The organism is Intestinicryptomonas porci, from assembly GCF_033971905.1.
Classification (GTDB): domain Bacteria; phylum Verrucomicrobiota; class Verrucomicrobiia; order Opitutales; family Intestinicryptomonadaceae; genus Intestinicryptomonas; species Intestinicryptomonas porci.
The window spans coordinates 32,627-57,379 of sequence record NZ_JALBUT010000010.1 but is presented as its reverse complement, the minus strand read 5'-3'; the positions used below and the strand labels follow the sequence as shown (position 1 = coordinate 57,379).

At 46.1% G+C, this 24,753-nt stretch carries 24 protein-coding genes and 3 tRNA genes; 16 read left to right on the top strand and 11 right to left on the bottom strand.

Annotation, left to right across the window (positions count from 1 at the left end; genetic code table 11):
* Positions 1 to 97, top strand: a 97-nt coding sequence (locus MOX91_RS08540; RefSeq protein ID WP_370397661.1) for a transposase, incomplete at its 5' end; no start/stop codon positions are given.
* 250 nt (positions 98 to 347) lie between these two features.
* On the opposite strand, the gene MOX91_RS08535 is transcribed toward MOX91_RS08540, so the two are convergent.
* Positions 348 to 437: transfer RNA gene (locus MOX91_RS08535), tRNA-Ser, on the bottom strand.
* Between the two features lie 160 nt (positions 438 to 597).
* Between MOX91_RS08535 and MOX91_RS08530 the strand changes: the two genes are divergently transcribed.
* Entirely contained in the window at positions 598 to 903 is a 306-nt protein-coding gene (locus MOX91_RS08530; protein WP_370397660.1) for a hypothetical protein, read from the top strand.
* A 599-nt stretch (positions 904 to 1,502) separates the two neighbouring features.
* Here the strand turns inward: MOX91_RS08530 and MOX91_RS08525 are convergent.
* From MOX91_RS08525 to MOX91_RS08515, 3 genes are all read right to left on the bottom strand, one after another.
* Positions 1,503 to 1,576: transfer RNA gene (locus MOX91_RS08525), tRNA-Asp, on the bottom strand.
* 17 nt (positions 1,577 to 1,593) lie between these two features.
* Positions 1,594 to 1,670: transfer RNA gene (locus MOX91_RS08520), tRNA-Met, on the bottom strand.
* Between the two features lie 164 nt (positions 1,671 to 1,834).
* Positions 1,835 to 2,410 (bottom strand): manganese efflux pump MntP, encoded by a 576-nt coding sequence (locus MOX91_RS08515; RefSeq protein WP_370397659.1) that lies wholly within the window; start codon positions 2,408 to 2,410, stop codon positions 1,835 to 1,837.
* Positions 2,411 to 2,549: 139 nt separating this feature from the next.
* Between MOX91_RS08515 and MOX91_RS08510 the strand changes: the two genes are divergently transcribed.
* The 4 genes from MOX91_RS08510 (at position 2,550) to MOX91_RS08495 (ending at position 7,783) form a co-directional block, all read left to right on the top strand.
* Positions 2,550 to 2,888, top strand: a complete 339-nt coding sequence (locus MOX91_RS08510) for a DMT family protein (RefSeq protein WP_370397658.1) — start codon at positions 2,550 to 2,552, stop codon at positions 2,886 to 2,888.
* A 12-nt stretch (positions 2,889 to 2,900) separates the two neighbouring features.
* Positions 2,901 to 5,177 carry a Tex family protein gene (locus MOX91_RS08505; protein ID WP_370397657.1) on the top strand — a complete coding sequence of 759 codons (2,277 nt, stop codon included), beginning with the start codon at positions 2,901 to 2,903 and terminating at the stop codon, positions 5,175 to 5,177.
* 118 nt (positions 5,178 to 5,295) lie between these two features.
* Positions 5,296 to 7,575, top strand: a complete 2,280-nt coding sequence (locus MOX91_RS08500) for a hypothetical protein (RefSeq protein WP_370397656.1) — start codon at positions 5,296 to 5,298, stop codon at positions 7,573 to 7,575.
* A gap of 1 nt (position 7,576) precedes the next feature.
* Positions 7,577 to 7,783, top strand: a complete 207-nt coding sequence (locus MOX91_RS08495) for a hypothetical protein (RefSeq protein ID WP_370397655.1) — start codon at positions 7,577 to 7,579, stop codon at positions 7,781 to 7,783.
* 149 nt (positions 7,784 to 7,932) lie between these two features.
* Here the strand turns inward: MOX91_RS08495 and MOX91_RS08490 are convergent, their stop codons facing one another.
* The 3 genes from MOX91_RS08490 to hpnH are packed head-to-tail and all read right to left on the bottom strand — an operon-like array spanning position 7,933 to position 11,459.
* On the bottom strand, positions 7,933 to 8,304 hold the full coding sequence (locus tag MOX91_RS08490) for a dUTPase (RefSeq protein WP_370397654.1): 372 nt from the start codon (positions 8,302 to 8,304) through the stop codon (positions 7,933 to 7,935).
* Between the two features lie 34 nt (positions 8,305 to 8,338).
* Complete coding sequence (locus tag MOX91_RS08485) at positions 8,339 to 10,402, bottom strand: ATP-dependent DNA helicase (RefSeq protein WP_370397653.1); 2,064 nt, start codon at positions 10,400 to 10,402, stop codon at positions 8,339 to 8,341.
* A gap of 34 nt (positions 10,403 to 10,436) precedes the next feature.
* The gene (gene hpnH, locus MOX91_RS08480; protein ID WP_370397652.1) at positions 10,437 to 11,459 is read right to left on the bottom strand and encodes an adenosyl-hopene transferase HpnH; all 1,023 of its coding nucleotides are present in this window, start codon (positions 11,457 to 11,459) and stop codon (positions 10,437 to 10,439) included.
* Between the two features lie 90 nt (positions 11,460 to 11,549).
* Between hpnH and MOX91_RS08475 the strand changes: the two genes are divergently transcribed.
* The 6 genes from MOX91_RS08475 to MOX91_RS08450 all read left to right on the top strand — a co-directional run bounded on the left by MOX91_RS08475 (position 11,550) and on the right by MOX91_RS08450 (position 17,193).
* Positions 11,550 to 12,611 (top strand): DUF481 domain-containing protein, encoded by a 1,062-nt coding sequence (locus MOX91_RS08475; RefSeq protein WP_370397651.1) that lies wholly within the window; start codon positions 11,550 to 11,552, stop codon positions 12,609 to 12,611.
* Between the two features lie 136 nt (positions 12,612 to 12,747).
* Positions 12,748 to 13,149, top strand: coding sequence for a hypothetical protein (locus MOX91_RS08470; protein WP_370397650.1), 402 nt, complete (start codon positions 12,748 to 12,750; stop codon positions 13,147 to 13,149).
* A 1-nt stretch (position 13,150) separates the two neighbouring features.
* Entirely contained in the window at positions 13,151 to 13,417 is a 267-nt protein-coding gene (locus MOX91_RS08465; RefSeq protein WP_370397649.1) for a hypothetical protein, read from the top strand.
* 1 nt (position 13,418) lies between these two features.
* Positions 13,419 to 13,787, top strand: a complete 369-nt coding sequence (locus MOX91_RS08460) for a hypothetical protein (protein WP_370397648.1) — start codon at positions 13,419 to 13,421, stop codon at positions 13,785 to 13,787.
* A gap of 3 nt (positions 13,788 to 13,790) precedes the next feature.
* Positions 13,791 to 15,137: a phage terminase large subunit family protein gene (locus tag MOX91_RS08455; RefSeq protein WP_370397647.1), complete on the top strand. Its 1,347-nt coding sequence runs from the start codon at positions 13,791 to 13,793 to the stop codon at positions 15,135 to 15,137.
* A 106-nt stretch (positions 15,138 to 15,243) separates the two neighbouring features.
* A complete protein-coding gene (locus MOX91_RS08450; protein WP_370397646.1) occupies positions 15,244 to 17,193 on the top strand; it encodes a phospho-sugar mutase in 1,950 nt (649 codons plus the stop codon).
* A gap of 116 nt (positions 17,194 to 17,309) precedes the next feature.
* Here MOX91_RS08450 and MOX91_RS08445 read toward each other — a convergent pair whose 3' ends face one another.
* The 4 genes from MOX91_RS08445 to MOX91_RS08430 all read right to left on the bottom strand — a co-directional run bounded on the left by MOX91_RS08445 (position 17,310) and on the right by MOX91_RS08430 (position 19,407).
* Positions 17,310 to 18,107 (bottom strand): AsmA family protein, encoded by a 798-nt coding sequence (locus MOX91_RS08445; RefSeq protein ID WP_370397645.1) that lies wholly within the window; start codon positions 18,105 to 18,107, stop codon positions 17,310 to 17,312.
* 51 nt (positions 18,108 to 18,158) lie between these two features.
* Positions 18,159 to 18,638, bottom strand: coding sequence for a tRNA (cytidine(34)-2'-O)-methyltransferase (locus MOX91_RS08440; RefSeq protein WP_370397644.1), 480 nt, complete (start codon positions 18,636 to 18,638; stop codon positions 18,159 to 18,161).
* Between the two features lie 2 nt (positions 18,639 to 18,640).
* Positions 18,641 to 19,120, bottom strand: coding sequence for an SsrA-binding protein SmpB (smpB, locus tag MOX91_RS08435; RefSeq protein WP_370397643.1), 480 nt, complete (start codon positions 19,118 to 19,120; stop codon positions 18,641 to 18,643).
* Positions 19,121 to 19,194: 74 nt separating this feature from the next.
* Positions 19,195 to 19,407, bottom strand: coding sequence for a DNA-directed RNA polymerase subunit omega (locus MOX91_RS08430; RefSeq protein WP_370397642.1), 213 nt, complete (start codon positions 19,405 to 19,407; stop codon positions 19,195 to 19,197).
* 134 nt (positions 19,408 to 19,541) lie between these two features.
* On the opposite strand from MOX91_RS08430, the gene MOX91_RS08425 reads away from it, so the two are divergent.
* From MOX91_RS08425 to glgB, 4 genes are read left to right on the top strand one after another with little or no spacing between them, the layout of a single operon-like run.
* Positions 19,542 to 20,951, top strand: coding sequence for an NfeD family protein (locus tag MOX91_RS08425; RefSeq protein ID WP_370397641.1), 1,410 nt, complete (start codon positions 19,542 to 19,544; stop codon positions 20,949 to 20,951).
* Between the two features lie 5 nt (positions 20,952 to 20,956).
* Entirely contained in the window at positions 20,957 to 21,988 is a 1,032-nt protein-coding gene (gene floA, locus MOX91_RS08420; RefSeq protein ID WP_370397640.1) for a flotillin-like protein FloA, read from the top strand.
* 10 nt (positions 21,989 to 21,998) lie between these two features.
* Positions 21,999 to 22,493 carry a hypothetical protein gene (locus MOX91_RS08415; RefSeq protein WP_370397639.1) on the top strand — a complete coding sequence of 165 codons (495 nt, stop codon included), beginning with the start codon at positions 21,999 to 22,001 and terminating at the stop codon, positions 22,491 to 22,493.
* Positions 22,494 to 22,522: 29 nt separating this feature from the next.
* Positions 22,523 to 24,703, top strand: a complete 2,181-nt coding sequence (gene glgB, locus MOX91_RS08410) for a 1,4-alpha-glucan branching protein GlgB (protein ID WP_370397638.1) — start codon at positions 22,523 to 22,525, stop codon at positions 24,701 to 24,703.
* Positions 24,704 to 24,753 lie beyond the last annotated feature (50 nt).

Sequence of the window (24,753 nt, the reverse complement as noted above, 5' to 3'; positions counted from 1 at the left end):
TAGAAAAATGAAACTGATACAACGAATGGCTTATGGTTATCGAAACTTCCAAAATTACAGATTGAGGGTCTTGGTTCTATGCGGCGTCTTTCACTAAAATCCACTCTCTTTGGTGTTGACCCCAAAATTAGGAATTACCACTTATGGAAAGCTTATATTATATCTTTTGGCGTAAAGTGGCGCCAGTTGCGGCGGGCGGAGGCATAGTTGCAGTTTAGTTGCTGTTTTGCTACCACTTCGCTTTTTCTTGAACCCTGATTTGCAAGCACTTGCATTTTGTCGCGAGCCGACGCAAGAAAAGGCAGATTCGCAACTTAATGCAAAATCTGCCTTTTACGCTTAAAAACTGGCGGAGAGAGGGGGATTCGAACCCTCGGTACGGTTTCCCGCACACCTGATTTCGAGTCAGGCACAATCGACCACTCTGTCATCTCTCCTGAAATCTTTTAAATAAAAGAAGTTTTATACGCTACTTTCTATCTTAAAAAGGTCAATATTTTTTTTCGGTTTTATGAATTTGTTAAAATATATTGTAATTTTATTTTGTTTTATGATATAAAAATGTTTTTCTAACAAATCAAAGAAAAAGGTATAATCATGGACATGGAAGAATATATGCGTCAAAATCCAGATTTTGCAAAGAAATACGCAAAACCTACACAAACTAAGCAAATAGCAACCCAAGATAAAACAGTTAAAAGCGGCACAATGTTTAAACTTGCCATTTATGCAATTCTTACGGCATTTGTAAGCGTTGTCTTCTGGTTTATAGGAATGACGGGGGTTGCCTCTATCGGCAGTGTTATTCCGCTCGTCATTTTCGGCGGTCTAAGCGCGATATTTGGCATTTTTTCGGTCGCTTATGTCATAGCAACTGGCGTTTATATCGGCGTTAACTCGTAATATTTTACATCATGAAAAAATACACCTGTACAACCTGCAAAAAACAATTCGATAGCCCCAAAAGTGAATTTTCTTTTGATTCGGTACGCGCAGTTTGTCTCAATCTTATAATGATTTTACTTTGCGCGACCGCCTTTTCGTTTAAATTTCGCGCCGGATGTTTTTTTCTACTAATATACGCAATCGGTTGGGCGATTTTCTTGTTTTCGATGTATATTTTCGGAAAGAAAGAATGTCCATATTGTAAGAGTAAAAACTTTTATAAAAATAGTTAAAAGTTTTACACCTTTTTTGCACCAATTTTTTAAATAATTTCATAAGTTATTTACAACAAACAATCTTTTATAGGTTTGATTCCCACTCATGCCTCGTAATAAAAACCGTCCGAATGCATTCATTTGGGTGGTTTTTTGTTGATTAGCAAAGAGATTGAAAACAAATTACAAATATAAAATTGTGAAAAACTAATGGTGTCATTTTTGTGCTTTTTTCTATGCTCTTTATACTTAAACCCTTTGTGGTTGACCCTATTCCCGCAATCCCTTTGAGGCAAAAGAAAAACCCTCTCAAACGTTTTGTCTGAGAGGGTTTCTTAATTACGGGATGGACGGGACTCGAACCCGCGAGCTCCGGCGTGACAGGCCAGCATTCTAACCAACTGAACTACCACCCCTGAAAATTCTGTTTAATTGGGTGCAGGGGCTGGATTTGAACCAACGACCTCCAGGTTATGAGCCTGACGAGCTACCAAGCTGCTCTACCCTGCGTCAATTAAAAGCCCCTATGAAAGACTTTTTATTTTTTATTGCAAGCTTTTTTTTAAGAAATTTTTTTCTTCGGGCGATTTTCTTTATAAGTTTTTGATATTGCGGGCTTAATTTTTTTTGAGGTTTGGGCTTTTATTTTTCAATGTCTTGCCTGAAAAATTTTTTTATTGCAGGAAAAGGTGGTCGATTAGGATTTTAGTGCCTATCCCGATAAGGATTATGCCTCCGATCATCTCTGCTTTCCCTCCGACAAACGTGCTTATTTTCTTTCCCAAAACTGCCCCCGCAAGCGTAATTAAAAACGTCACGCACCCGATTATGACGGCCGGAAGCGCGATTCCGCATTTCAGGCATCCGAGAGAAATCCCGACGGCAAGGGCGTCTATGCTTGTAGCGATTGACAGCATGAAAAGAACGTAAACGTTTGTCGGGTCTCCGTATGATTTTTTTTCAATTTCGCAAGCCTTGCATTTAAACCCTTCCGAGAACATTTTTCCGCCGATGTAGTATAGCAGAACTGCCGCAATCCAGTGGTCTGTTTTTTCGATATATGAGCTTGCGAAAATACTTGCCTGCCATCCGATGTACGGCATCAATGCCTGAAATCCGCCGAAAAAACCTGCAATGACGAGCATATTTTTAAGGCGGAGCGCGGAATTTGACGCCGCCATGCAAATCGACACGGCGAATGCGTCCATTGAAAGCCCTATGCCTATTAGAATTATTTGCGATATCGGCATTTTTTCAATATTGCACATCCGTCTGTTTTTTCAACGAAAATTTTATGGCTTGCGTTTTCAGCAAAACGTTTGACTTTTCATGCCTTAAAATGGTTTAATGAAAAAATTATTCAATTAGAGTTTTGACTTTAAATAATCCATGAAATACGTCCAGCCCGTTGCAATGCTCGTCTTATCAAACATCATTATGACGTTTGCGTGGTACTGGCATTTGAAGATAAAGCAGATGCCGACTTTTCTCATAATATTGATAAGCTGGGGCATTGCGTTTTTCGAATATTGCCTTGTCATTCCCGCCAACCGAATCGGCTATGAAACTTTTAACGCGGCTGAGCTTAAAACCATTCAAGAATCCGTTACGTTTTGTGTATTTATGGCGTTTTCGGTTTTGTATTTGAAAGAGGAGCTCAGGTGGAACTATTTTGTGGGTTTCGCATTTATAGTTCTTGGGGTGTTTTTTGTTTTTTTAAAGAAATAATTTGTAAAATTTATGGACGCAAACCACATCATTTTGGCGGCGAAAGCCGTAAACATACCTGTAAAGCAGGTTGAGGAAACTGCAAAGCTTTTGGAGGGTGGCGCGACGGTGCCTTTCATTGCCAGATACCGAAAAGAGGCGACAGGGTCTCTTGACGAAGTTCAAATCACGGCAATAAGGGACGAGCTTGAACGCCTGTCTTTGCTCGATGCGCGCAAGAAGTCGATAAAAGATTCCTTGAAGGAGCGCAATTTGCTTTCTTCGGACCTTGAAAAATCCATCGACGAAGCCGAAACCATGGCGCGGCTTGAGGATATTTACCAGCCGTTCAAGCCAAAGCGCAGGACCCGTGCGATGATTGCCAAAGAGCGCGGCTTGGAGCCTTTGGCGCAATTCATTTTGGAAAACCAGAATTCTTCCGTTTCTGAAAAGGCGGGCGAGTTTGTAAATTCGGAAAAGGAAGTCGCAGACGTTGACGCCGCCATTGCGGGAGCCTGCGACATCATTGCCGAAATCGTTTCGGACGATGCCGACGCGCGCTCTTTGATGCGCGATTATTTTGAAAAAAACGCCCTCATGACTTCAAAAGTCATGTTCGGAAAGGAAGAGGAGGGCGCGAAGTACCGCGATTATTTCGAGCTTTCAGAGCCCGCAAGCACCGCGCCGTCCCACAGAATTTTGGCGGTGAGAAGGGGGGAAACAGAGGGCTTTTTGATTATGAGGGTATTGCCCGACGAGATTGGAGCGGTTTCGATTTTAAAAAGACGCTTTGTAAACGGAAGCGGCGAATGTGCAAAAATCGTGGAGCGCGCCGTTGAAGATTCCTACAAGCGTCTGCTTTCTCCCACAACCGAAACTTACATGCGCTTGGAGCTTAAAAAGCGGGCGGACGAAGACGCCGTAAAAATATTTGCAAACAATTTGCGCGAGCTTTTGATGGCGTCTCCGCTGGGGCAGAAAAACGTTTTGGCAATCGACCCCGGTTTCAGGACGGGCTGTAAGGTCGTTGTTTTAAACAGACAGGGCGCGCTTTTGCATAACGGCGTGATTTATCCCGAACAGGGCGCGTTGAAGCGTCAGGAAGCGGGAATGGAAGTTTTGAAGCTTTGCAAGCGGTTTGAGATAGAGGCTGTCGCAATCGGCAACGGAACCGCAAGCCGAGAAACGGAATCTTTCATAAACTCTCTCGGACTTTCAAAGGCTATTCCCGTTGTGATGGTAAATGAAAGCGGTGCTTCAATTTACTCCGCAAGCGAAGTCGCCCGCGAGGAGTTCCCAAATTACGACATCACTGTCCGCGGCGCGGTGTCGATAGGCAGGCGTTTGATGGACCCACTTGCAGAGCTTGTGAAAATAGACCCGCAGTCAATAGGGGTGGGGCAGTATCAGCACGACGTAAACCAGCCGCTTTTAAAGCGCACTCTCGACGACGTTGTGATAAGTTGCGTAAACAGCGTGGGCGTTGAAGTCAATACTGCGAGCAGGCAGCTTTTGTCGTATGTGTCGGGCTTGAATGCGTCGGTTGCCGCGAACATCGTGGCGCACAGAGATGCCCACGGGGCTTTTAAGTCCCGCAAAGACTTGCTTTCGGTAAAGGGGCTGGGGGCTAAGACTTTTGAGCAGGCGGCGGGATTTTTGAGAATACGCGGCGGAGAAAATCCGCTTGACGAAAGTGCGGTCCACCCTGAACGCTACGCGCTCGTCTCGCAAATCGCCTCAGACTTGAATGCCGACGTGGCGTCCCTTTTAAAGTCGGCGGAGCTTCGCGCAAAAATTGATTTAAAAAAATATGTTTCAGAAAGCGTAGGGCTGCCCACTTTAAAAGATATTTTGAGCGAACTCGGAAAGCCCGGCAGAGACCCGCGCGAAAAGTTTGAAGCTTTTTCATTCGCCGACGGAATTTGCGAGATTGAAGACTTGCGCGAGGGAATGCGCTTGCCCGGCATTGTCACGAACGTCACGGCTTTCGGCGCGTTTGTAGACATAGGCGTGCACCAGGACGGGCTGGTGCACATAAGCGAGCTTTCCGATACTTTCGTGCGCGACCCGAACGAGGTAGTAAAGCCCCAGCAAAAAGTGAATGTTTATGTTTTGGAAGTTGACAAGGTGCGCCGCAGGATTTCTCTTTCAATGAAATCCAATCCGCAAAAGAAAGTTATGGGCGCGGGCGACATCGCAAGAAGCGGGCAAAAAAAGCCTTTCAACCCGACAAAAAGCGCGCCGCGCCAAGACAGAAACCAAAACATAAACAGCGCATGGACTTCCGCTTTTGACAAGCTGAAATTTTAGCAAAAACTTCAACAGCATCAAAAAGTTAAATTCCATAAAATTTATCCAAAGTAAATTTGAGGGTTGATTTTTCATTGATATACTTGTTTTCCGCAAACTTAGAACCAAAGGAAAACTTATGTCAAACTCCAGAAAAATCAAAATTTTTGCCGATGCCGCGAATTTGGGCTCGGCAAAAAATCCCGAAACCAACGACTTGATAAATTTCAGGCGCGGCGACAGCCTTGAAATAGGCGTCGCGTTTATTCAAGACGCGAAGGCGTTCGATATTTCAAGCGCGGTTTCGGCAACTCTCGAAATCTTGGACATTGGCGGATTTAATGCCGTAAATCCGAGGGAAGTGTCGCTTTTGATGCGCAAGGAATGCGCCGAATTTACGCAGATTGAAAGCGGGCTGTCTCTTGGCGAAATTGCCGAAAACGGATTTTTTCACGCCGTATTTTCTTTCGGGCAGTCTGAAACTTCTGTTCCCGCAGGCGAAAAGTGGATGCGGATTTTTGTGGATTTTGCGGATGGCTCGCGCGTTACGTTTTCAAGCGGATGGATTTGTGTTCTGGAAAATTATTCGGCGGAGCCAAACTTGTTGCCATTAAATAATCCGCGCTACTACACAAAGGTTGAGGCAGACGAGGTTTTTCTTTCGTCGCAAAAAAATTTGGGCGATTTATCAGACGCAAAAATTGCCAGAGACAATCTGGGGGTCTTTTCAAAAAGCGAAACCCAAGGAATTGTAAACCAAGCTGTTGCTGGGAGCCATTCGCATGCGCAGTATCTTGAAAAATCTTTAAATTTGTCGGACTTGCCCGATGCAAATACCGCGCTTAATAATTTGGGCGGCGTGAATCAGGGTGACTTCTTTGAACTTCAAAGCGCGGTAAATGAGAATAAAAAAGGATTGCAAACACTGGCATTTGCAAAGGAAAATTTTGCCGTTGCGCGGTTTTGCGGCGGATATTTGAAAACGAAGCCGATAAATTGGAAGCCTATGGCGTACTCTTTTTGCTTCAATTTGAAGCTTGATAAAATTCCATCGTCTTGCGCTCCGATTTTAAGTGTTTCGGATGTTTTGAAAATTGCGGCAGGCGAAAGCGGAATCGGCGTTTCGGTGAAAGCGGGGGAATCAGAATTTACGTCTATTTTTTCGTATGAAGCTTCCGAATTTGAAATCGGAAAATCAAATGCCCTTGTTTTCATAGTGGATTTTAAAAGCCGTTTCATAAAGCTTTTTGTAAACGGAAAGCCTGTTGTGGCGGCGTCTTCGGGCGCGTGGGGAGAAATTAAGAATTTTTCCGCGCAGTGCTTAATCGGTTCCGACGGGAATATTGCGGCGGAAGGCGTTGAAGTTTCGCGCGTAAAAATTTTTAACGCGGATATGTCCGCTGAAAATCCCGTATATTCGGTTGATGATTTTTCGGGCGGCATGGGGGAATCGCGTTTTTCGCTTTTGGGCGTAAATCAGAATTCAGACGAGAATTTGGGGGCTTCGTCGAATGGCGGATGGGCGAACGCGTCCGCGAAAAGGGGCGATTGGTCTGCCTCAATCGGGGTTTATAATTCGAGATATATAGCAAATGCGGATTTGTCGGACGATGCAGAAGCCGCGGCGTTGGGCATAGATTATGCCGTTGACTATTCATCACAGCCGGGGTCGATAAATCCCGCAGGCTATCCCGCAACTTCTTATTTATACAATAACGAAATAAACTTGAAAGAGTTTGCCGGCAGGACAATCCAAGCGCATATTTCTTTTTACGCAAAAAAACTGAATGCAAATGGCGGCATATTTGTGCGGTTGAGCAAATCTGCGGGCAACAGCGCGAAGTTGGAAACTTTTTCCCCATCGCTTTTCAGTTCGGATTCTTGGACTTTTATAGACAAAATCGTGGAGCTTTCCGTTCCTGATGTTTCAATTCCCATAAGAATTTCGATTTGCGCGCCTGAATCCGATTCAAGCTGTTTGGGGGCATACAGGCTGGCAAAATTCAATTTCGAAGTTTTGGGTGCGCTGGCGAGCTTTGACATGCAGGCGGATTCAAACCAAATAAAAGACTCTTCTCTAAATCAAAACCATGCCGAGTCTTTCGGATTGGTTGATTTTTCTTTGAAGAAAAATCCCGCGCATTGTTTTGAACGCCTTGCATGGGCGGGAACGCAGGCGTCGCAGGAAAGCAGCGTGGCAATTCCGAAAAATTCGATTGTCGAGATATTCGCAAAAAGCGCGTCGGAAGTTTCAATTTCCGCATGTGTAAATTCAAAGACGCTTTCAGCCGATTTGGAAGCGAACGTTCTTGCAAGGGTAGGCGAGTGGATTTCCGGAGAAGATTGCGCCGCAACAGTTTCTCCTTCGGGAATTTTTACGGGCGAGATTGAATTTTTTTACAAAATAGAAAGGCTGTAAAATGAAGATAAAATTACATGACGGCGTTTACGCCGAAATCAAGAGCATAAAAATCGTTTTCGACTTGGTTGACGACAGTGGTGCGGCAATAGAAAACGAAGATGTGAAGCAGTCGCCAAACTCCGTGGCGGAAATAAGCGGCGATAACTTGGATGGCGTGGAAATCCCAAGGTCTATATTAGTTTCGTCGGTGTTTGCGGGCGAATAACAGGGAATTAAAAAAATTCGGCTATTTCATTGAGGCGGCATCGGCATTGTTTCAATGCCGCCTTTTTTATTTTCAGATTGTAAACAAACAGGAGATTGCATCTTTTGCAATCTCCTTGGTTTTAAATATTTGCCGCTGTTAAGCGCAGGTTATATGCTGCGGCAGTCGTTTTCGTCTTTTACCGTATAGCCTGAATCTTGGCGGCTGTGGTTTATTGCGTTTTTCTTGACGTAGGCGTCGTGGAAATCCTTTGCTTCCATACCCAAAACCTGCGCGATGGAAATCAAAAAGTGGAGCATATCGACAACTTCGACTTTTGCGTTTTGCGCGTCGAATTTCTGGTATTTCGCCCACCATTTCCACGGCACGGAATCAGTAAGCTCAGCCGCTTCCTGCTGGAGGGCGCGTATGTAGTTCAATACCCATTTTATGCGCTCTTCTTCTGTCAAGTTTTTGGAGTCAATGCCAATGCGCTTGTTAAGCTCATATTGCATTTGAAAAATTTCGTCTAATTTATCCATAATGATTTTTATTTTGCCGAAAAATTCGGTTTCGTCAAATTTTAAGTTCGTTTAGCGCGGTTTTTAACTGCAATTCAAGATTTCCCGAATTGAACCGCAGAACAGGGGCGGGCGGAAGGGCCGCCATGAAATTCCTGCCGTAAGGTTTGCTTACAAGGCGGGAATCCAAGAGAGAAATTATGCCCTTGTCGGTTTTGCTTCGTATGAGCCTTCCGACGCCCTGCCTGAATTTAATTATCGCTTCGGGGATTGAAAGCTGTATGAAAGGCTTTCCGCCCTCGCTTAAAATTTTGTTGTTTCGCGCTTCTACGAGCGGGTGCGATGGGTTTGCGAACGGAAGTCGGGTTATAATCACTTGCGACAAAGCTTTCCCGGGGACGTCGATTCCCGTCCAAAAAGAGTCTGTTCCGAGCAAAACCGCGTTGCCGTGCTCTTTAAATCTTGCAATCAGCTCCGCGCGCGGCATCTGCTTTTGGACGAGTATGCGTCTGTCTTTCAAAATATTGCTTTCGTAGAGAAAATCGGCAGTCTTATTCATCTCGTAGTAGCCGGTGAATAGGACGAGGGTGCCGCCTTCGACGCCCGCGCAGAGCCTTTCGATTATTTTTGCGATGTTTTCGCAGTCGAGTTTTTTCGAATCTTTGTCGGGTTCGGGCGCGTCGTTGCAAAGCATTACGCGCATGTTTTTTTTGTAGTCGAAAGGAGAATTTGCAACGAATTTTTCCGCCGCTTCCGCCCCCGTCTTTTCGATGAAGCTATCCAAATTGCCCTTTGATGTTGCAAGCGTTGCGGACGTAAGTATTACCGATGTTTCGCGCTCGAAGAGAACTTCCCTTAAAATGGGAGCGACGTCTATCGGCGCGCTTTGAATTGATACGTTTTCGGAAGAACCGCTTTTTTCAACCCAGTAAACATGGTCGCGCGAGCTTAAAAAAACGGCGTCTTGCAATGCGTTTCTGGCGGCGATTATTCTGCGCTGATAGTCCTTTATCTCAGATGCCGCCTGTTCGGATTGTGCGCGGGAGGCGAGGGAGGCGAGTGTTTGCGCGAGAATTTCCAAAGGTTTATCGAGAGTGTTTTCAATCCATTCCGGAGAGGAGAGCGACACGGTGTCGCGCTTTGTCAAATATTTTTGCCTGACAGAGGCAAAGAATTCTTCGCTTTCTCTAATGGCGTCTGCAACAACGTCTTTTTCGATTTCTCTTGCAAGACCTCCGCGCATTATAAGCCCCCTTTTTTTGCGCGGATCGTAAATGCGTTTAAGTTCCCTGTTTAGAGCTCTGCTTGAAATTGAAAGCCCGAAATTTTCCGCCGCGACGTCATGTATTAAATGGGCTTCGTCCAAGACGCACATGTCGTTTGAAAACAAAACGCCCTTTGAGCCTATTTCGCTCGCAGCTCCGCTTGCAATCAACGAAAAAAGCAGGCTGTGGTTTACGATTACGACATCAGCTCCCGCGATTTTCTTTTTTGCTTTCTGGTAGAAGCAAAGCCCATCGGAGCAGTTTTTTAGCGTACAGGACGAGGAGTCGGCGTTTACCCATCCCCAGACTTCGGGCATGGGCGGCGGATTCAGCTCTTCGTAGAGCCCCGTTTCGGTGGTTAACGCCCATTCGCGTATTCTTTCAAGCTCCGCGGCTTCCTTGGTTTCAAAAAGTTCGGTTTTTTCGGCGATTGCTCTTCTTAGGCGGGTTGTGCATAAGTAATTCGCCCTGCCGACCAAAAAAGCGGTTTTGAAGTCCGCAAATTCGCGCAGGGTTTCGTCGCGCGTAAAAAGCAGCTTAACGAGGGGCAAATCCTTGTTTAAAATCTGCTGTTGAAGGGCTATCGTGTTTGTCGAAACTATGAGCGGGCGTCTTGTTCTTTTTGCCGCGATAATTCCGGGTATCAAATATGCGAGGCTTTTGCCGACGCCTGTCCCCGCCTCGAAGACCAAAGGGGTGTCGGATTCAAACGCCTGCGCGCAAAATCTCGACATCTCCTCCTGTTCGGGACGGTGCTCAAAGCCGAGATATTCCTGCATTGCGCCGCCCGCCTTGAAAATGGCATCGCTTGTTTCCGAAAGGAAAAGCGGCTGTTTTACGTCGGGGGAGTACATTTGCGGCGCAATGGCGGATTTTTGTGTTAAAAGGCTATGCGCGCTTTTTGAAATTGCGCATGTGCTTTGCCGCGCGCATCATGCCGCCGAACGAGCCGAAAATGTCGCAGACCGCGCTTGGCTCATAGCCGCTGTGGAGCATGCAGTCTTTGCATTCGGGGCGCGTGCCGTTGTGCCCGAGCTTGTATTGGTCGATGCATTCCAGCAGTTCTTTGTAAGTTTTGACGTATCCGTCGTTAATCAGATAGCAGGGTTTCTGCCATCCGAAAATGCTGTAGCAGGGGTTGCCCCACGGGGTGCATTCGTATTCCTGTTCGCCTTTCAAGAATGCGAGAAAACTCGGCGAGTGGTTGAAAACCCATTTCGGATCGGGGTTCGACAAGATTTTGCGGAACAGTTCGACCGTCTTTTTGCGTTCGAGGAATATGTCTTGGCTTGCCGCCTTTTCATAGGGAAATCCGGGGGAAATCATCATTCCTTCGACGCCGAGAGCCATTGTTTCGTCAAAGTGCTTGCGGACAAGTTCGGGGTCGGCATTGTTGAAAATCGTGGTGTTTGTCGTTACTCTGAAGCCTCTTTTTACGGCTTCTTCGATTGCCTCGACTGCGATTTTATGCGCTCCAAGCTTATTTACCGACTTGTCGTGGACTTCTTCAACGCCGTCTAAATGTATGCCGAAAGAGAAGAACTTGTTAGGCTTGTAAAGGTCGATTTTTTTCAATAAAATCTGCGCGTTTGTGCACATGTAAATGTACTTCTTGCGGTCGATGAATCCCTGTATCATTTCAGGCATTTCAGGGTGTATTAGCGGCTCGCCGCCCGCAATGCTCACCATTGGCGCGCCGCATTCTTCGATTGCCGCCCATGCGTCTTCTTTTGGCATTCTCTTTTCGAGGATTTCTCTCGGATATTGTATTTTTCCGCATCCCACGCAGTTTAAGTTGCATTGGAACAGCGGCTCCAGCATCATTACGAGAGGGTAGCGTTTTACGCCCTTTATTGAATTTCCGATGGCGTATTTCGCCACTGTCATTGCTTGTGAAATCGGTACTGCCATAATTTTTTCTACTCTGGATATTTTTTTTAATCTTTCAACCTTTTTTTAATGCTTGCAAATTTCCGTCTGTTGATTTTTATAACGCAGTTTATGAAAAATATAACATTGAATATTTTTTTGGCGTTGGCTGCGCTTTCCTCATTGCCGCTGAATGCCGATGTTTTTGTGCTTAAAAACGGCGATAGAATTACAGGCGAAGTCGCTTCCAAGACAGAAGACAAGACTTCGATTCAAACTCCGTATGCCTTAATTGACATACCAAATTCGGAGATTGTTTCGGTTTCTGCGGCTCCTACTGACAAAAAACAGGAAGAGCTTGCCAAAGAGGCAGTTGCGGAAAAGCCTGCGGAAGAGTCCGCCGCGCAGAATGCCATAGCCGCTTCGGATAAACCCGCGGAAAATGTTGCAGAAGAAAAATCCTTCATAGACGAATACAAGGATTTTGTCCACGGCATAGTCCCCGAAGGCTGGGAATTCAAGCTTACGGGCGCGGTGGAGTACAGAAAGACGGATTCTCAGACAACTTCCTACACTTTCGGCTTCGAGGGCTTCAAAAAGTGGGGCGAATTGGACGAATTCAAGTTTAACGCCTATTACGATTACGCATACGAAAAGGGCACTCTCGACAACGGCATGTCTTACCGCAACAAGACTACCGACAAGTACGGTATCGGCACAAACTACAAGCATTTCTTCGATCAGGCGTCGAACTGGTATTTCACGAACACCCTTGCGTATTCTGTTGATATGATTAAGGGAATCAAAGACCAGGTTGACGAAATCGTGGGTCTTGGGCGTTCTTTCAAGTTTCTTGACGAAAAACTCGTAATCAATGTTTCCGTAGGTCCTTCCATTCGCTATGTAAATGCCGACGGATACGATGAGCACTGGGTGCCGATGGCGACTTTCATGGAAGATTTGACCTACAAATTCCACAAGTATTCGCGCTTCGAGCAGAATTTCTTTGCGGGCATTTCTTTGACGAATGTGCACAAGTATAATTATATGTTCTCCGCAGGCATCGTATTTGAGGTTACGGAAGTCGTAAATTTGGCGGCGAGATATTTTTACAGCTACGACGCCGTCAATTCGGGTTCTGCCCAGAAGAAGGAAGAACGCCTTACTCTCGGCTTTGAAATTCCCCTTAAATAAGGATTGCGAATTTGTTTTTTAGCGCGGAAGCTCTTTTCCGCGCTTTTTTTTGCTCAAAAACATCAAAAGCGTCAATTCCAACAAATTTTTCAACGCCATCTTTGACGGGGTTTGCCAAATCCTTTAAAATGGCGCAATGAACATTGAATCCGCACAGTATGTGGGCGCGGGGCTTATGGTTTTAAGCTCTCTCTTGGGGGCGTATTATCTTGCCCTCAAAGTAAGGCAGTTCCATTTGCAGTCCCGCGACCCGAATTTGTCTTTTGTAACGCATTCGCACCTCGAAAAGCTTAGGGGCGAATTTATACGCATAATGTCGGAGGCGACCCACGACTTGCGCACGCTTCGCGCGGAAATCCGCGAGGACACGCGCCTTATGCAGCGGCAATACGGGGCGTCTCTTTCGGAAATGCGCGAGTTGATTTCAAAAAACGCGCAAAACATAAGCTCTTTGGCGGCTCAGGCAGCCTTGGCAAACCAGAGAATTTCGGAGCTTACAGTCAAAACTGACAAGCTTTCGATAAAATTTAAGGATTAGCATGGACGCACAAAAAAAGAATTTGTCGCGCAGGGCGATATTGCTTCAACTACAAGCCGCCTATCCCGCCGCAATGTCTGACGAAATTCTGATGCAGGGATTGAGGCTTTCAGGTGTTGAATTAGACGAAAAACAGTTTTTTGCCGATATTGAATATCTTGCGGGGCTCGGGCTTTTGGAGAGGGTTTCGTCTTTTATAAGCGCGGGATTTAAGCGCAGCAGGCTGACTTCAAGAGGCATTTCGTTTTTGGAGTCGGAGGGGTTTTAGTATGGAAGTTGAAAATAAAATCGGCGGGGTAAAATCCTCAAAATCCAAGACTGCGGCGGATTTTTCCGCGCATTTGAAGCGCATAAAGGCGGCAAAAAAGCTTGCCGACAAGGCGTCTTGCGGAAAGTCCACTATAGCCGAAGCCACCATTGAGGCGGCTTGGGAGCTTTTGTTCGATTTCTTTTGCAGGACTCCGTCTGAAAATTTTGAGCTTTCCGACTTGAATACTCTTTCGGGCGTGATTCACAAGCTCGTCTCTTCTGAAAACGGCGCGAAGGCGAAGAGTTCGGCGGCGTCTGAAACCAAGCCTGCGGGGGAAATCACCGAAGACGTTTTGCGCAAAATCGAAAAAAAATTAAAGCTTTTGTAAAAAATGCGCGAAGACTTCTTTTTGCCATACCAGAAAAAATGGATTTTGGACAATTCCAAAATCAAAATCATGGAAAAATCCAGACAAATCGGAATGAGCTGGACTGCCGCTTATTCGCTTGTCAGAGAGCATTCGAAAACCTCCGCCAAGCTCGATTCATGGGTTAGCTCTCGCGACGAATTGCAGGCGCGGCTCTTTATTGCCGACTGCAAAAAGTTTGCGGAAATTTTGGATATTGCGGCTTTTGAAATTGGTGCGGCGCGCTCTTTTTGCGGAGACGATGCCGGAGCCAAAACGCTGCTGTTCAAAAACGGCACTTCCATAAACTCGCTTTCTTCCAATCCCGACGCTCAGGCGGGCAAGCGGGGGACGAGGATTTTGGACGAGTTCGCCTTGCATCCCGACCCGCGCAGGCTTTATTCGATAGCCTATCCCGGCATAACATGGGGCGGAAGGCTTGAAATCATTTCAACGCACAGGGGAAAGGAAAACTTTTTCAACAAGCTTTTGGAAGAGGCAAGGTTTGGCGCAAATCCCAAAAAAATTTCAGTCCACAGGGTCACTTTGCAGGACGCCCTCGAGCAGGGATTTCTGGAAAAATTAAAGGCGGCGTCAAGCCCTGAAAGTGAAATCGCGCAAATGGACGAGGCTGAATATTTTGACTATGTGAAAAACTCGTGCGCCGACCATGAAAGCTTCATGCAGGAGTATATGTGCGAACCTTTCGACGACAATTCGTCGTTTTTAAAATACGATTTCCTCTTGAAATGCGCCTACGATGAAGGCGAAGACTGGAGCAGTGTTTCAAGCGGAGTTTTGTTTTTGGGCGTTGATGTAGGCAGGTGTAAAGATTTGACCGTTTTTTGGCTTTTAGAAAAACTGGGCGATACTTTGTACACGCGGGACGTCAAGTCCATGCAAGACGCGTCGTTTGCCGAACAGGAGTCGGTTTTATATTCTTACATGCAAAATCCCGCTTTGCGCAGGGTATGCATCGACAAAACGGGAATCGGCAGGCAGTTTGCCGAGAGGGCGGAGGAGCGTTTCGGCTTTTCGAGGGTGGAGGGAATATCGTTTACGGCGGCTGTCAAGGAGGAGCTTGCCTATCCCCTTCGCGCGGCTTTTGAAAGTTCGAAAATACGCATTCCAAATTCCGCGGAAATTTTTGCCGATTTAAGGGGAGTGAAGCGCAAAACTTCGCTTTTGGGCGGGGTGAGATTTGTGGCGGAATCTTCCGCTGACGGGCATTCCGACAGGTTTTGGGCTTTGGCTCTCGCGAATTTCGGCTCTAAAGAGGCGGACGCAAAAGTCGAGCTTATCGCGAAAAAAACAAATGAATTCGTCTGGTAAATTCCGATAAATTTTTATAAATGTAATTGACAAAAATAAGTATTAAATCTTAAATTCAAGACATATTGGCAATTTATTGAAACCACTGTTTCAACTCGTAAAAAATATGGACAAGCAAACGGAAATTATAAATATTACCAAAAAATCTGCCGCCTGCGGGCTTTTGCTCGAATCTGCATGCAAGAATATTTGCGAATGGGTCGAAAGCGGCATTCTTCAAGATTGGGCTTTATCGAGCGTCTTGGAGCTTTTTGAAGGGAAATTTTACGAGGAGCTAAACGACAGGTTTTTCAAAACCATAGAGTTCGGGACGGGCGGAATGCGCGGCAGAACCATCGCAAAAAACAAGGCGTCTTTCGAGCTTGGCAGTGTCTCTTCGCAGGGGACTCCGGAACACGCGGCAGTCGGCTCGAACTGCATGAACGACATCAATGTGGCAAGGGCGACAATGGGGCTTTTTGCCTACTGCAAAAAGTGGTGCGATAAAAATTCTCTCGGCGCGCCCAAATTGGTCATAGCCCACGACGTCCGCCATTTTTCCCGCCATTTCTGCGAGCTTGCGGCTTCTGTCTGGTCAAAGCTCGGAGGCGTTGTAAAAATTTTCGACGGGCCGCGCTCCACTCCCCAGCTTTCCTATACCGTCATAAGAAGCGGCGCAACTGCGGGCATAGTCATTACAGCTTCCCACAATCCGTCGAGCGACAACGGATATAAAGTGTACTTTTCAGACGGCGCGCAAGCTGCATTTGAACATGCCGACGGCATTGTCTCCTGCGTGAAGTCGGTCGATTTAAAAAGCGTTAAAGATTTTTTGGAAATAGATTTAAAAAATGTCGAAACCGTAGAAAAAAGCTTGGAAGATTCGTACATAAAGAGCTTGGAAGACTGCGTCATCGATAAAGACATAATGCGCAAAAATCCTCCGAAAATCGTCTTTACCCCCGTCCACGGCACGGGAGCAGTGCTTTGCCCCGAGGTTATGCGGCACTTCGGCTTGGAGCCGATTTTGCAGGAAGAACAGATGGTGATGGATCCGCGTTTCCCCACGGTGAAGCAGCCTAATCCCGAATATGCCGAAACTCTTTCGATGGCAATTTCTCTTGCCAACGACACGGGTGCAGAATGCGTTGTCGCGACCGACCCCGACGCCGACAGAATGGGCGTGGCTTTCAGGGCGCGAAACGGGGAAATGAGGCTTTTGACGGGCAATATGATAGGCTCGCTTTTGTGCGACTACCGCATTTCAAAAATGATTGAGCACGGCATTATAACAAGTCCCGAAAAATCTGCGATAATAAAAACTTTTGTAACAAGCCCCTTGCAAGACGCCATCGCGTCCTCTTACGAGGTCAAGTGCATAAACACCTTGACGGGCTTTAAATGGATTGGCGCGAAGCTTCGCGACTATCAGGAAGAGCTTGACCGCAAAATTGCGAATTTGGATTATCTTAATCTTTCGTATTTGGAAAAGGCAAGGCTCTTGCAGGAAAACTCGACATTCTTTGTCTTTGGCGGAGAGGAAAGCTACGGCTTTTTGGGAACGGACAGCGTTAGGGATAAAGACGCGAATATGGCTGTGATTATGTTTAGCGAGCTTCTCGCTTATTTAAAGAGCGCGGGCAAGACGGTTGACGAGTATTTGGACGAAATTTATCTTAGAAACGGCTATTTCCTCGAAGACTTGAAGAGCGTTTACAAAGAGGGCGCAAGCGGCTCTGCTTACATAAGGGATTTTTTGAACATGCTTGAAATCTCTCCGCTTGAAAGCGTAGGCGGCGTGAAAGTTGCAAGCGTTTTGAATTTTTCAAAAGACGATGTTTTCGACGCGGACGGAAAGAAAATCGCAAAGGAAAAATTCTTCTTCTACAAGCTTGAAAACGGCTATTCGTTTGCGATAAGGGCGTCGGGCACAGAGCCTAAAATCAAATTTTACGCATTTGCGCGCGAGAATGTAAATTCAGCGGCAGAGCTTGGCGGCGCAAAAGCGGACGCGCGCAAAAATTTGACTGCGCTTTTGAATGCCATTGAAGAAATATTTAATTCCTACAAGGCATAATTTCGGAAAAATAAAACAATTAAAAACGCGCCTTTTACGGAAAGGACGCGTTTTTTTACAAATTGATTCCATAAAAAATCGCGAAGTTTTGCGCTTCGCGATTTTATTTGTTTAATTTATTTTTTTAAGAGCTTAAAGACGTCTTTTACTTGTTTTGTGATTTCATCGGCTTCGTCTTTTGTTATGTCTCCCGCCGCGCTTCCAATATCCAAAGCTAAATTCTTTATGGAAGACAAGGTTTGGATTGAGAAGTTTGAAATGATGTCAACAATCGCTCCGGAAACGGTCGTTCCGCCTTCCTGCGAGCCTATGCCTTCAATCGTAAACGACGGCAGTTTTACGGAAGATACGTTTTTGCCGCTTGAATAAGAAAGCATGCCGTCTTCAAACACGACTTTGTTTATGCGTATTTTAATAGGTTTTGAGTCCGCTTTTTCTTCGGAGGCGTCGGATTTATTTTGCGGAACCATTGAAAGAAATCTGTTTTCGATTTCCTTTATATTGTTTTTAGACATTATGCTTAGAAGCGTTGAATTCTTTTCCTTTTCGAGCTGTACGCGCGGAGCGGAAATTCTGATTTCGTCAATTTCAAGAGGTGCTTCTTTTTTTAGAGCTGCAAGCGTGATTTTTGAGCGCATGAAAACTTCCCCGAAAGATATTGCGGTCGCCTTTGTGTAATCGGGCTGGGGGTTTGCAATATAAAAGTTGCTTATTTTTATTTCCTGGTCAGTCAGGTTTATGCTTACGTCTCCGCCCATGTCAACATTCGCTATTTTCCCAACGCCCTTTATTGCCTGGCTTACTATAAGCCCGCCGAAAAAGTAATAAACAACCCCCATCAACACGACAAGCAGGGTAATCCACTTTATTATGGTAAACAGGCATCCGCCTTTTCTTGTATTTTGATTTTTCATAATGCCTGAATTATTTTGTTTTTGATAAAAAATTTTTCAAGAAGTTTTTGCTTATGCGCGTTTTAATAATGTTATTTGTCTGAACATTTCGTAGGCGGCTATCCCCGCCGAGGTTGACAGGTTTAGAGAGCGCATCGCTGTGTTTGGCTGTGGAATGGTGATTCTGAAATCCGCCAGTTCTTCATGCAGGAAATCGGGCGCGCCTCTGTCTTCCGAGCCGAAAACGAGGGCGTCTCCCGCTTGAAATTCCGCTTCAAAAATCGTTTTTGACGCCTTTGTCGTCAACAGCCACATACGCTTTGAGGCGTTCGGGCTTGACTTGTATTCCTGCCAGTTTTGGTAGTGATGGACGTCGAGGCTCTTCCAGTAGTCCATGCCACTTCGCTTTAGCTTCGCGTCGGTAATCTCAAAGCCGAGAGGGTGGATAAGGTGGAGTCTTGCATTCAAGACGGCGCACATTCTGCCGATGTTTCCCGTGTTTTGCGGAATTTGCGGATTGTGAAGCACTATATTTATATAGGGGAAATCCATTTTTAGCGGTAGTTGCGCAAGCTCATTGCGCGTTTTGCCTCGCGCATGGCTTCGGCTTTTTTTATGCTTTCGCGCTTGTCGTACAGCTTTTTGCCTTTGCAGACGGCAATTTCGACTTTTGCGAAGCCTCTTTTAAAGTATATTCTGATTGGGATTATCGCCGCGGAATTTTTTTCGACTTCCGATTTCAGCTTTAAAATCTGGTTTTTGTGGAGCAATAGTTTGCGCTCGCGGGTTGCGACGTGGTTATATATGTTGCCGAAATCGTATTCTGAAATATGGCAGTTGTACAAAATCGCCTCGCCGCGGTCTATTCTCACGAAGGCGTCTTGAATTTGGGCTTTGCCCGCGCGCAAACTCTTTGCTTCCGTTCCCGAAAGCACAATGCCCGCCTCAAAAGTTTCGCCGATAAAATAGTCGTGCGAAGCCTTGCGGTTGCGGATTTCGGTTATCCGCGCGGATATGTCTTGTTTTTTTGCCATTTTATGTGAATACGACAAAACCGCCCACAACTTAATGTTCCAAGCGGCAAATCGTCAAAGAAACTGTGCGCAAACTATGCGTTCTTTTTGATGTCGTAGAGTTCGTAGGAGAGTTTGTCCTTTATGATTTCAAGAAGGGCAACATCTTCAAGCGAAAGCTTTTCGAGCGATTCAACGCAAGGTTTTGAACCCGCTTTAAGCTGCTTTACGCGGCGCGAAACCACGTTAATCAATATGTTCGGGTCCTGAATTTTTTGTTGAGCCTGTTTAAGATAATCGTTTCTCAAAATAAATCCTTACTCTTAAAATTAAATATTTAAACAAATATAAAGCGGCGGTTTTTTGCAACACATTTTTTTTATTTTGCGCAATAATCTTAAAAAACTTGCAAAAGGCGATATTTTTTTTGAATATTCTTTATATGGGATTTGCCGTTTTAAAGACGATTTTTAAGCTACTTGCATTCGTCGTTGCAGGTTTCGTTTCTCTGTGCGGATTTTGCGCTGAGAAAACGGCGGCGGGCGCGGCTTGGGTTGAAGCGGATATTTCGGGCGAAATTTCAAAGCCTCAGGTTTATATTTTAAAGAGGGCTTTCAAGCTTGCCGAATCTTCAAATGCCGACGCCTTGATTATAAATATGGATACTCCCGGTGGCAGGCTCGACGCCATGCTTGAAATAATGGAGATGATTTCCTCTTCAAAACTGCGCACAATCTGTTATGTAAATCCGAACGCCGTGAGCGCGGGGGCGTACATTGCCTTTGCGTGCGATGAAATTTGGTTTTCCCCAACGGGGGTTATGGGCGCGGCGGAGTCGGTGTTGTCGGACGGAGGGGACGTGCCAACGGCGATGAAGCGCAAGATAGAGTCTTTCTTGTCGGCAAAGACCAAGGCTGTTTCGGGCGGAAACGAAAACAGGTCGCTTGTTCAACGTGCCATGTCGGAACCCGATTTCGAGCTTAAAATAGACGGGAATGTATTAAAGGAAAAGGGTGAGCTTTTGTCGCTTACGGCAAATGAAGCCGTGAAAGTTTACGGCAATGCGCCGCTTCTTGCAAACGGTATCGCAAATTCGCCGAAAGAGATTGCCCGAAAGATTTACGGAGATAAAACGCCCGTAAAAATCGAGAAGATAAGCCTTACGGCATTTGAAAAAATTTCAAAATACATTGTGTCTTTTTCCGCTGTCCTCATGGGGATTGGAATGTTCTTTTTGTTTTTGGAGCTTAAAACTTCGGGTTTCGGCATTTTGGGGATAGCAGGTGTTCTCTTTATGCTGCTTGTGTTTCTCGGCTCTCACATGGCGGGGCTTGCGGGATACGAGGCGGCGGTTTTGTTCGGGTTGGGAATGGTTTTGATTTTGCTTGAAATATTCTTGTTTACGGGGACTTTTGTCTGCGCGTTTTTCGGCATAGCCTTGATTTTGGCTTCTTTGGTCGCGGCGGGGATAAGCTTGCCCGAAGGCTCTTGGATTCCCGATTCTTCCGCACTTGTTTCGAGCGTTTGGAAGTGCATTTTTTCAATCGCGCTTGCGTTTGCGCTTTTGGCGGTTTTCGGCAAATTTTTCAAAACGACGAGCCTTTGGAAAAAATTTGTGCTTGAAGGCGGTTTGGGAATGGGGCGGAATTCCGATAATCTGAAAAAAGCAGAGGATAATTTGACAGGTTCTATCGGAGTAGCGTTTACCGATATGGTTCCGAACGGAAAAGTCGAAATAAACGGAAAAATTTACGACGCCGCAAATTCGGACGGTTCATTTCTCAAAAAGGGGGCTGAAATCGTGGTTGTCGGCAGCAGTTCATTTGAATTAAAGGTAAAATCTAAAAATTAAAGGATATGGAAAATATGTTCATTGCATCGATAAGTATTGGCGCAATTTTTGCAGTGGTTGCCGTAATCGCGGCAATCGTTGTATTGTTTGTGATATTCAGCTTCTTTAACACATGGTTAAAGGCAATGCTTGCGGGTGCTCCCGTCAGCATGGTTACTCTTCTTGCAATGCGCCTAAGGGGTGTGCCTTACGGGCAGATAGTTGAAGCGCGCATCACTGCCGTCAAGGCGGGCTTGGATTTGACGATTGAAGATTTGGAAAAGCATTATTTGGCAGAAGGCGCGCTGTTGCAGACAATTCAGGCTCTAATCGCCGCAAATAAGGCGCGCATGAACATGACTTGGGAAGACGCTACAAGAATCGACCTTGCGACGAAAGGCACGGGCAAGACCGTCCTCGAAGCGGTGAGAACTTCAATCAACCCCAAGGTTATCGACTGCCCTGCGGCAACTTCGGGTAAGACTTCCATCGACGCTGTCGCAAAAGACGGCATTCAAGTAAAGGTAAAAGCGCGCGTAACAGTCCGCACCAATCTCGACAAATTCGTGGGCGGCGCGCAGGAAGAAACCATAATTGCAAGAGTAGGCGAAGGCATCGTAACGACAATCGGCTCTTCCGAAACATACAAGTATGTTTTGGAAAATCCCGACAGAATTTCAAAGGTCGTCCTCGACAGGGGCTTGGATTCGGGAACTGCGTATGAAATCCTTTCAATCGACATTGCCGACGTTGATGTAGGCGAAAACATAGGCGCGAAATTGCAGGAGGCGCAGGCTATCGCAAACAAGAACATGGCGCAGGCCCAGGCGGAAATCCGCAGGGCGGCGGCAGTCGCGTTGGAGCAGGAAATGAAGGCTAAAATTCAGGAGATGAAGGCGAAGGTCGTGGAAGCGGAAGCGCAGGTTCCTCTCGCTCTTGCCGATTCCCTCAAAAACGGCAACATGGGTTTTATGGACTATTATAAAATGCAAAACATCCAGTCCGACACCCGCATGCGCGATTCAATTTCAGGCGCAAAGCCCAACCAGAACAAATAAATTCGCTTAAATGGAAGACTTTCTTTCAATAATATTTTTTATAATTTTCTTTTTCGGCGGCTTTATCATAAAGCTCTTCAAGGGCTATATGGAAGAAATCGAAAGGGAAAAGGCGCATAAAAGTATTGGAGGAAAAAAGTTTGGCGAAAGCCCCAAAACTTTTCCCGCATCGCGCAAGATCGGTGGGGCGGAGGTTTTTAAGAGGGCACCTGTTTCGGGATTAGGGCAGTCTGCTCCGAAAGTTCCCGAAGCTTTCGCCGATTTTGGCGGTGTTGAAAAATCCCGCTTTTCGGAGTATGAGGAGAAGCTGCGCGCGCTTGAAGCCGAAAATTTGAAAAAGCCGATTTTAAGCGGGGATATTTGCGGAGACTGCTATTCATACCACGAAAGCTCAAACAAAACAGCCGAACTTTTTAAAGACAGGGAAAATCTTGCAAACGCCGTCATAATGTCGGAAATTCTTTCCAAACCGCTGTCTCTTAGAAATTCCCGCGATTTATTTTGATAAAAACTTATTTTCCCCCAACTGAAAAAATGCCAAAAGAATACATAAATGAAATCCTGCATGCGCGATCCAATTCGCCGCACGATTTTTTGGGAATGCACGAAACTCCCGAAGGCGTTGTCGTAAGAGCCTTTGTGATAAATGCCGCAACTTGCGAGGTCGTTGATGTTGCCGACGATATGAGGCTTCGCTACAAGATGAAAAAACTGGACGACGCGGGGCTTTACGAAGTTGAAATTCCAAAGCGCAGAATGTTCTTTTACAGGCTTCGCACCACGACTTACGCAGGCGAGGTGCGCCAGTTTTACGATCCTTATTCTTTTTTGCCGTCTCTAAGCTCCGACGACCTCTATTTGATAGGCAAGGGCGACGAGCATAAAATTTACGACAAGCTCGGCTCGCACGTCAAAGATTACGGCGGCATAAAAGGCACGGCGTTTTCGGTTTGGGCACCCACTGCGCGGCGCGTCAGTGTTGTCGGGAACTTCAACGAGTGGGACGGGCGGTATCACCAGATGCGTATGCTCGGTTCTTCGGGAATATGGGAAATCTTCATTCCGGGGCTTTTGACGGGCGCGAAATACAAGTACGAAATTCTGCCCGAGCATTCCGACACGCCGTTTTTGAAGACAGACCCGTACGCCGTTTCTTTCGAGCCGTCCCCTTATAACGCCGCGATAATCACAGACGTTTCGTCTTACAAGTGGAGCGACTCCGACTGGATTAAAAACCGCGAAAAAACCGATTGGAAGAAAAAGCCGCTTTCCATATACGAAGTCCATTTGGGTTCTTGGAAGCGCAAGGTCGAGGATGGTTTCAGACCGTTAAGATATGCCGAAATTGCCGACGAGCTTATAAAATACTGCCTTGAAACGGGCTTTACGCATGTTGAATTTCTGCCGCTTTCGGAGTATCCGTTCGACGGCTCTTGGGGCTATCAGGTTACGGGTTTTTACGCGCCGACGCACCGCTACGGAACTCCGTTTGAGTTTATGCAGATGGTCGATAAATTCCATCAGGCAGGAATTGGTGTTATCATGGACTGGGTTCCTGCGCACTTTCCGCGCGACTTTTTCGCCCTTGCGCGTTTTGACGGCTCATGCCTTTACGAACATTCCGACCCGAGGCAGGGCGAACAGCGCGACTGGGGAACTCTCTGTTTTAACTACGGCAGGCACGAAGTCCGCAACTTCTTGATAGGCAGCGCGCTCGCGTGGTTTGACAGGTTTCATATAGACGGCTTGCGCGTTGACGCGGTGGCTTCGATGCTTTACTTGGACTATTCGCGGCGGGACGGAGAGTGGATTCCGAACAAATTTGGTGGAAACGAAAATTTGGAGGCGATAGACTTTCTGCAAAAAACAAATTCTCTCGTGAAAAAATATTTTGCGGGCTCAATCATGATTGCGGAGGAAAGCACCGCTTTTGCGGGAGTTACCAAGCCCGTTTCAGAGGGTGGATTGGGCTTTGACTTCAAGTGGAACATGGGATGGATGCACGACACTCTTTCATACATGAAAGAAGACCCGATTAACCGCAAATACCACCATAACAGGCTTACATTTCCCGCGATTTACCAGTTTACGGAAAACTTCGTGTCGGTATATTCGCACGATGAGGTTGTGCACGGCAAGGGGTCGATGGTTAACAAAATGGGCGGAGCGTATTGGGGCGATAAAATCGCAAATCTTCGCGCCCTTTACGCCTACATGTGGTTTTGGCCTGGCAAAAAAACTCTCTTTATGGGAGACGAATTCGGGCAGTCGCGCGAATGGAAGTACGACGAGTCTTTGGACTGGCATTTTCTGGAATATCCCGAACACGCCGGAATCAGGCGCGTTGTGGCGGATGCCGCAAAAATTTACAAAGAAGACGCGGAGCTTGCAAAGAACGATTTAAATTCCGAAGCTTTTTCTTGGATAAACTGCAACGACGGCGACAACTCCGTGATTTCTTTTCTTCGCAAAGCGGGGAAGTCAACCTATGTGGTTGTGTGCAATTTCACGCCTGTCTTGCGGCGCGGATACCGAGTTGGCTTGCCCGAAAAGGGGCAGTGGAGCGAAATATTGAATACGGATTCCGAAATTTACGCGGGTGGCGGAGAAGGCAATCAAGGCAAGATTGTTGCGGAGGACGTTCCGTTTGATAATTTCAAATATTCCTCTTCAATAACACTTCCGCCAATGTCAACTCTTGTGTTTAAGTTTTGAATTCAAAAAAAAGAGACAGTTTTTACCGTCTCTTTTTTTTAATTTCAAAG